At 61.9% G+C, this 6,414-nt stretch carries 6 protein-coding genes; 5 read left to right on the forward strand and 1 reads right to left on the reverse strand.

Annotation, left to right across the window (positions count from 1 at the left end; genetic code table 11):
* The first annotated feature begins 49 nt into the window (after positions 1-49).
* Positions 50-1,672 carry an alpha-D-glucose phosphate-specific phosphoglucomutase gene (locus RMO18_RS16690; RefSeq protein WP_309667426.1) on the forward strand — a complete coding sequence of 541 codons (1,623 nt, stop codon included), beginning with the start codon at positions 50-52 and terminating at the stop codon, positions 1,670-1,672.
* Between the two features lie 92 nt (positions 1,673-1,764).
* Positions 1,765-3,297, forward strand: a complete 1,533-nt coding sequence (locus RMO18_RS16695; RefSeq protein ID WP_309667427.1) for a trimethylamine methyltransferase family protein — start codon at positions 1,765-1,767, stop codon at positions 3,295-3,297.
* A 10-nt stretch (positions 3,298-3,307) separates the two neighbouring features.
* On the opposite strand, the gene RMO18_RS16700 is transcribed toward RMO18_RS16695, so the two are convergent.
* Positions 3,308-3,778, reverse strand: a complete 471-nt coding sequence (locus RMO18_RS16700; protein WP_309667429.1) for a lytic transglycosylase domain-containing protein — start codon at positions 3,776-3,778, stop codon at positions 3,308-3,310.
* A 183-nt stretch (positions 3,779-3,961) separates the two neighbouring features.
* On the opposite strand from RMO18_RS16700, the gene RMO18_RS16705 reads away from it, so the two are divergent.
* The 3 genes from RMO18_RS16705 to RMO18_RS16715 all read left to right on the forward strand — a co-directional run.
* Positions 3,962-4,495 carry a carbon monoxide dehydrogenase subunit G gene (locus tag RMO18_RS16705; protein WP_309667431.1) on the forward strand — a complete coding sequence of 178 codons (534 nt, stop codon included), beginning with the start codon at positions 3,962-3,964 and terminating at the stop codon, positions 4,493-4,495.
* A 39-nt stretch (positions 4,496-4,534) separates the two neighbouring features.
* The gene (locus RMO18_RS16710) at positions 4,535-5,020 is read left to right on the forward strand and encodes a 2Fe-2S iron-sulfur cluster-binding protein (RefSeq protein WP_309667432.1); all 486 of its coding nucleotides are present in this window, start codon (positions 4,535-4,537) and stop codon (positions 5,018-5,020) included.
* Between the two features lie 9 nt (positions 5,021-5,029).
* Positions 5,030-6,414 (forward strand): xanthine dehydrogenase family protein molybdopterin-binding subunit (locus RMO18_RS16715; protein ID WP_309667433.1); only part of this gene is annotated, 1,385 nt, incomplete at its 3' end.

Here is a 6,414-nt window from a genome sequence, read left to right on the forward strand (position 1 = left end):
TCTTGCTGTTCCGGTCGGTTTCCGGCCAGCCCAAGGGAGGAAAGTCACCATGACCACCGTCCAGACCGCCCCGATTGCGGGACAAAAGCCCGGCACTTCGGGGTTGCGCAAGAAGACCCCGGTGTTCATGGGGCGGCACTACCTGGAGAATTTCGTCCAGTCGATTTTCGATGTGGTGGGGGCAGCTGGCAAGACGTTCGTGCTCGGCGGCGACGGGCGTTACTTCAACGTCCGGGCGGCGCAGGTGATCTTGCGGATGGCAGCGGCGAATGGGGCTGCGCGGGTGATCGTCGGGCAGGGCGCGATCCTGTCAACGCCGGCGGCCAGCCACCTGATCCGCCTGCACCAGACCGACGGCGGCATCATCATGTCTGCCAGTCACAATCCCGGCGGCCCGACCGAAGACTTTGGCGTGAAGTTCAACATGCCAAACGGTGGCCCCGCGCCCGAAGGCGTGACCGACGCGATGTATCACCGCACGACCACGATCAGCGAATATCGTGTTCTCGAAGCGCAGGATGTCGATCTCGGCCGGATCGGGCGACACGACCTTGGCGGCATGATTGTCGATGTGGTGGACCCGGTGGCCGACTATGCGGCGCTGATGGAAACGCTGTTCGACTTCGCGGCCATTGCAGCGATGTTCAAGGCCGGATTCCGGATGCGGATGGACAGCATGTGCGCCGTCACCGGCCCCTATGCGACCGATATTCTGGAACGGCGGCTTGGCGCTGCGAAGGGCACCGTGGTCAACGGCACACCCTTGCCGGACTTTGGCGGAATGCACCCAGACCCCAATCCCACCTGGGCCAAGGCGCTGATGGACGAGATGATGGGTGCGGGCGCGCCCGATTTCGGCGCGGCTTCGGATGGTGACGGCGACCGCAACATGGTGGTCGGGCGTGGGATCTATGTCTCGCCCTCTGACAGCCTTGCCGTGCTGGCCGCGAACGCGCATCTGGCCCCGGGCTACAAGGCCGGGCTGAAAGGCGTCGCGCGGTCGATGCCCACCTCGGCAGCAGCTGATCGGGTGGCGGATGCCCTGGGGATCGGCAAGTACGAAACGCCGACCGGCTGGAAGTTCTTTGGCAACCTGCTTGATGCGGGCAAGGCCACCATCTGCGGCGAAGAATCCTTCGGCACCGGGTCTGACCATGTGCGTGAAAAAGATGGCCTCTGGGCGATCCTGCTATGGCTGAACATTCTGGCAGTGCGCCAGCAATCGGTTGCCGACATCCTTGCAGAACACTGGGCGAAATACGGGCGCAATTACTACAGCCGCCATGATTTCGAAGCGATTGCCACCGACAAGGCCGATGCCATGTTCACCAGCTTGCGCGCCAGCCTTGCGGGCTTGCCGGGTCGGCAGATCGAGGGGATGACGGTCAGTGCCGCCGATGATTTCGCCTACACCGACCCCGTTGATGGTTCAGTCAGCACCGGCCAGGGGGTGCGCGTCATGTTCTCGGACGGCAGCCGCATTGTCTACCGGCTGTCAGGCACGGGCACCGAAGGGGCGACGTTGAGGGTTTATCTGGAACGCTACGCCGCGGGGCCTGACGGCCTTGCGCTGGATGCACAACAGGCGCTGGCGCCGGTGATCCGTGCGGCGCACAGCTTGGCAGGCATCGCAGCGCATACCGGACGCAACGCCCCGGACGTAATCACCTGAACGGCGAGAACTGACCTTCAACCGTCGCCCCTGTCGCTGACGTGCAGGCGCGTCGGGCGTCTGCTGACCTTGCCAACCGGGAGGGGCGCGGGATGAACGAGGTCAAGACAAGATCGGGGCGTCAGGCGCGGCAGATCCAGCGCGCAGCCAAGGGCGGTGGCATCGGGCGGCCCTACATTGTACGCAACATTCCAACCTACGACGTTCTGTCCGAGGAAAACCTGATCCGCATCGAAGCCGCGGCTGATCGGGTGCTGGCGGAAACCGGAATCGAGTTTCGCGATGACCCGGTGACGCTCGATCACTGGCGCAAGGCTGGTGCCGATGTTCAAGGGTTGCTGGTAAAATTCCCGCCCGGCATGCTGCGCGAAATCCTGAAGTCGGCCCCCGCCGAGTTCACCCAATACGCCCGCACTCCGGCGAATTCAGTACAGATCGGCGGGCGCAACGTGGTGTTCTCGCCTGCCTATGGCAGCCCATTCGTGATGGATCTGGATCGTGGCCGCCGCTTTGGCACACTGGACGATTTTCGCAATTTCATCATGCTCGCGCAATCCAGCCCGAACTTCCATCACTCTGGCGGTACGATCTGCGAGCCGACGGATATCGCGGTGAACAAGCGCCATCTGGATATGGTGCTGGCGCATATCGAACTGTCGGACCGGCCGTACATGGGCTCCGTCACCTCGGAATCCCGCGCCGAAGACAGTATCGAGATGAGCCGGATTCTATTCGGCGAGGCGTTTGTGAACGAATATTGCGTTATCTTGGGGAATGTGAACGTAAATTCACCTTTGGTCTGGGACGGCACGATGACCAACAGCCTGCGAGCCTATGCGCGGGCCAATCAGGCGGCGGTGATCGTACCGTTCATTCTTGGCGGCGCGATGGGACCGGTCACTAATGCCGGCGGCATCGTGCAATCGTTGGCCGAAACCATGGCTGGCTGCGCCCTGACGCAGCTGGAACGCAAAGGCGCGCCCGTGATCTTCGGCAACTTCCTCAGTTCGATGAGCCTGCGCTCCGGCTCTCCCACGTTCGGAACGCCAGAACCTGCAATTGGCAGCCAGGTGATCGGGCAACTGGCGCGGCGGCTGAACCTGCCGCTGCGCTGTTCAGGGAACTTCACGACCTCCAAACTGCCGGATGCGCAGGCGATGATGGAAGGCACCATTAGCATGCTTGCCGCCGTGCATTGCGGCGCAAATTTCATCCTGCACTCGGCAGGTTTTCTGGATGGACTGTTGAGCATGTCCTACGAGAAATTCATGCTGGATGCCGACCTTTGCGGCGCGCTGCACGTCTATCTGGACGGGATCAGGATCGACGACGATCAGCTTGCCGTCGATGCGTTTGCCGAGGTGGGCCCAGGCAACCATTTCTTCGGCTGCTCGCACACAATGAAGCACTATGAAACCGCATTCTGGGACAGCGATCTGTCCGACAACGAACCGTTTGAGAAGTGGGAGGCGGCGGGGTCAGAGGACGCGGCGATCCGGGCCAACCGGCTTTGGAAAAGGCGTCTGGCCGAATTTGAGGCCCCACCGCTTGACGTCGCCAAGCGCGATGCGCTGCATGATTTCGTGGCCCGCCGCAAAGCTTCCGAACCAGACAGCTGGTACTAAACCGAACGCCCTAGGCCCTCAGCCCGGTTTCCTCCAGCAGACCCTGACGCTTGGCCTCGTAGTAATAGCCCTTGGCATACCACATCACCGCCTGATCCTCACTGCCGTGCGAGACGATCCACGCCCCGCGTAGATAGCGGCCCGCATATTGCAGGTTGGTTTCTGCATCCAGCAAACCTTCGGGCGACCCTTGATAGCCCATCGTTCGCGCGGTTTGCGGCAGGATTTGCATCAGGCCATAGTATGGGCCGTTTCTTGCACCCGCATTGTAATCGCTCTCGCGCTGGATGATCCGGTGCAGCAGGCTTTCGGGGATATCGTGGATGGCCGCGTATTTGCGGATCAGCGCCCGCATCTCGGGCGTCTCGCCGGGGTGCAGATCGCCGCGTGACGGGGTGGAATCGCGAGAAGGTCGCCCGCAGGCACCCAGAAGTGGCGCTGCGAGCACAAGGCAAAGAGCCGTGCGGCGGGTGAAAGGCATAGGCAAGCTCCGGTGATTTCCCGTTGTTGTTTAGCGGCTTGCGGACAGCGGCTGCAAGTCGGCGGGTGGTCGGTGGGCGGGAACATGCGCTGTTGCCCTAACCGTTACCGATGCAGCGCAGATTTCGCTTAACCTTGTCCAGTTCTAGCTTAGGCTGTCACTCAAGGTGGAGGAGTCGCAGCAATGAAACTGACTGATAGCCGCGAGATCAGGGCAACACCGCAAACCGTTTGGCAGGCCATCTTGAACCCGGATGTTCTGAAAGACTGCATTCCGGGGTGTGAAAGCCTGACCGGGAGCGTCGCAGAAGGCTTCGAGGCGGCGGTCGTGCAAAAAGTCGGCCCGGTCAAAGCGCGCTTTGCTGGCGTTGTGCATCTGACCGATATCGTCGAAGGTCGGTCGGTCAGGATCTCCGGCGAAGGCAAAGGTGGTGCTGCGGGCTTTGCCAAGGGCGGCGCGGTGGTGACGCTGGAACCGATCCCCGAGGGCACCCGCCTGACCTATGATGTAGAGGCATCGGTTGGCGGCAAGATCGCGCAGCTTGGCAGCCGCATCATCGACGGTTTTGCCAAGAAGATGGCGGACGATTTTTTTGCCCGCTTTCAGGATGCGGTCGAAGGCCCGGATGAGGCGGAAGATGACATCGCAGAAAACGCAGATGTTGATTCAGGGGTCGAAAAGAAGAAGGGTTGGTTCAAGCGATTGATCGGGGGCTAACCCCTGGCGGCAAGCGACAATATCCTAGGGAGGAAGAGAATGACTAAAGTCACGATGACCGTGAACGGCAAATCCGTTTCGGGTGAGACGGAGGGGCGGACGCTGCTGTCGTCCTTCCTGCGCGACGGGCTGGGCCTGACCGGTACGCATATCGGCTGCGATACCAGCCAGTGCGGGGCTTGTGTCGTGCATGTTGACGGCAAGGCGGTGAAATCCTGCTCGATCTTCGCGCAGGATGTGGCCGGCGCGACGGTGAAGACCATCGAAGGGATGGCCAATGCCGACGGCAGCCTTGGTGTGCTGCAACAGGCGTTTCAGGATTATCACGGGTTGCAATGCGGGTTCTGCACGCCGGGCATGGTGATGACATCTGCCGCGCTGCTGGCCGAAAACCCCAAGCCGACCGAGGCCGAAGTGCGCCACGGGCTGGAGGGCAATATCTGCCGCTGCACCGGATATCACAACATCGTCAAGGCCGTGATGGCTGCCTCCGGGCAGAGCGTCGCCGCCGTTGCAGCCGAATAGGGGAATCAGATGCCGAAGGATCACGGAATTGGCGCCAGCTCAAAGCGCCGCGAGGATATCCGCTTTTTGACCGGTGTGGGCAACTACACCGATGACATCGCGCTGCATGGACAGCTTCACGCGGTGATGGTCCGCTCCACCGTGGCGAACGGGCGGATCAAATCTGTAGGCACCCAGCGCGCCGCGGACATGCCCGGCGTGCAGGCCGTGTTCACCGGCGAGGATTTTGTCGCCGTGGGTGGCAACCCTGCAGGTTGGCTGATCAACTCTCGCGATGGCACACCGATGCGCGAGCCAAAGCGCCCGGTGCTGGCACATGGCAAGGTGCGTCATGTCGGTGATTCCTATGCCGCAGTGGTGGCTGAAACCTATCAACAGGCTCGCGATGCCGCACAAGCCATCGCCGATGACAGCGACATCGAGGAACTGCCCGCAATCGTGAACATGGCCGCCGCGGTCGCCAACACGGCCAACCGGGTGCATGACGAGATCCCCGACAATGTCTGCTTTGACTGGGGCTGGATCGAAGACAACCGCGCCAAGGTCGATGCTGCGATCAGATCCGCGCCGCACGTGACCACGCTGGAACTGGTCAACAACCGACTGGTCCCGAACGCGATGGAACCGCGCGCCAGCATTGGCGAGTACTTCCCCGGCACCGGCGATTACAAGCTGACGACCCCCAGCCAGAACCCGCACCTGACGCGACTTCTGGTGGCGGCTTTCGTGCTTGGCATCCCGGAAAACAAGCTGACAGTGGTGGCCCCCGATGTTGGCGGTGGCTTTGGCTCGAAGATCTATCACTATGGCGAAGAGGCGCTGGTTCTGGCGGCGGCAAAGAAATTGCGCCGCCCGGTACGCTGGACGGCCGAGCGGTCGGAAAGCTTTCTCAGCGACGCGCATGGCCGCGACCATGTGACCAAGATCGAACTTGCCTGCGACCTGGAGGGCAACTTCATCGCCATTCGTACCGAGACGCTGGCGAATGTGGGGGCGTATCTGTCGAACTTCGCGACCGTGACGCCAACCTTCCTGCATGGCACGCTGATGGCCGGTCCCTACAAGGTGCCGAACGTCTACGTGAACCTGAAGACAGTGTTTACCAACACGGCCCCGGTCGATGCCTATCGTGGGGCAGGGCGGCCGGAGGCGACCTATTCGATTGAACGCGTCGTCGACAAGATGTGCCGAGAGCTGGGCCTCGACCCGTTCGAGGTGCGGCGGAAGAACTTCATCACCAAGGATATGTTCCCCTATACCACACCGGTCGCGCTGGCTTATGACACCGGCGATTATCACGCGACGCTCGACAAAGCGATGCAGATGGCCGACGTCGCGGGGTTCGAGAAACGCCGCGCCGCATCGGCCGCCAAGGGCAAGTTGCGCGGCATGGG

It is taken from the genome of Tabrizicola sp. (genome assembly GCF_031377265.1).
In the GTDB taxonomy this organism is placed as follows: Bacteria; Pseudomonadota; Alphaproteobacteria; order Rhodobacterales; family Rhodobacteraceae; genus JAUYQR01.

What these genes read in the sequence shown, in the direction of transcription:
- RMO18_RS16690 (WP_309667426.1), top strand. Translation starts at nt 50, where the DNA reads ATGACCACCGTCCAGACCGCCCCGATTGCGGGACAAAAGCCCGGCACT.
- RMO18_RS16695 (WP_309667427.1), top strand. Translation starts at nt 1,765, where the DNA reads ATGAACGAGGTCAAGACAAGATCGGGGCGTCAGGCGCGGCAGATCCAG.
- RMO18_RS16700 (WP_309667429.1), bottom strand. Translation starts at nt 3,778, where the DNA reads ATGCCTTTCACCCGCCGCACGGCTCTTTGCCTTGTGCTCGCAGCGCCA.
- RMO18_RS16705 (WP_309667431.1), top strand. Translation starts at nt 3,962, where the DNA reads ATGAAACTGACTGATAGCCGCGAGATCAGGGCAACACCGCAAACCGTT.
- RMO18_RS16710 (WP_309667432.1), top strand. Translation starts at nt 4,535, where the DNA reads ATGACTAAAGTCACGATGACCGTGAACGGCAAATCCGTTTCGGGTGAG.